Source organism: Stenotrophomonas sp. LMG 10879, assembly GCF_002750935.1.
Taxonomy (GTDB): domain Bacteria; phylum Pseudomonadota; class Gammaproteobacteria; order Xanthomonadales; family Xanthomonadaceae; genus Stenotrophomonas; species Stenotrophomonas lactitubi_B.
In genome coordinates this window covers 1-834 of the sequence record NZ_PEJT01000025.1, presented here as the reverse complement: position 1 = coordinate 834, position 834 = coordinate 1, and the positions used below count along the sequence as shown (strand labels likewise).

General features: G+C 61.6%; 1 protein-coding gene. It reads right to left on the bottom strand.

The window, feature by feature from the left end; all coding sequences use genetic code 11:
* Positions 1-610 (bottom strand): transposase (locus CR919_RS20925; RefSeq protein ID WP_165787300.1); only part of this gene is annotated, 610 nt, incomplete at its 3' end.
* Between the last annotated feature and the right edge of the window lie 224 nt (positions 611-834).

Below are 834 nucleotides of genomic sequence, written 5' to 3'. Positions count from 1 at the left end.
CGAAGGCCGCCACCGTCGGTCCGATCCCCGGGATGGTCATGATCCGCCGATACAGGTCGCGCTGTTCGCCGCTGCGACACAGTTGCTGAATCTGCTGGTCCAGCATGGCAATGGCCTCTTTCAGACCACCGAAGATGCGCCCAAAGATGGGCGACTCCGACGCCCCCGCGCCTAGCGAGAGATTCAACTTCGCCTTGCTCCGGACCAGGCTGTCACGTTGCTGGAGCAGCACGTGCAGCCGCTCCTGCGCAGGCGAACGGGCGACATGCTCGTGCAGATTATCGGCCTCCTTGGCGATGTAACGCGCGATAACCTGCGCGTCGCCAGAGTCGGTCTTGCCGCGGCAGGCCACACCCTTGGCGTAATGCTTGATGTCGCGCGGATTGAGCACAAAGACCGCATGACCAGCCATCTGGGCGGCTTGGACTACACGCTCGTGGTAGCGATTGGTCGCCTCCACCCCAATGCGCGACCTGGTCGGCAGGCCGGACAGCCACTTATCGATGGCCGACGCTGAATTGGCGATTCGGGTGCTGCCCTTGGTGCCATGGCAGGCCACCACAAGGTTCTTTGAATCGGCATCGATGCCGACGGCCAAACAATCTGACATCTGCGCAACTCCCAGCTATTGTTGAGGGGCTGGGGTGGTACCGCACCACGTTGGCTTGCCTACATCGGCGGTCCTCAAAGGCCGCTAGATCCTTTATCGACGTTAAGGTGCGGGATGGGGATCGCTCGGCTCGTCTGTCGGCTGCTACCCGCAGATATCATGTTGACGGTCCCTCCACCCTGGCTCCTACATACCTCGTAGGAGACGGGAGGAACATACAAGCC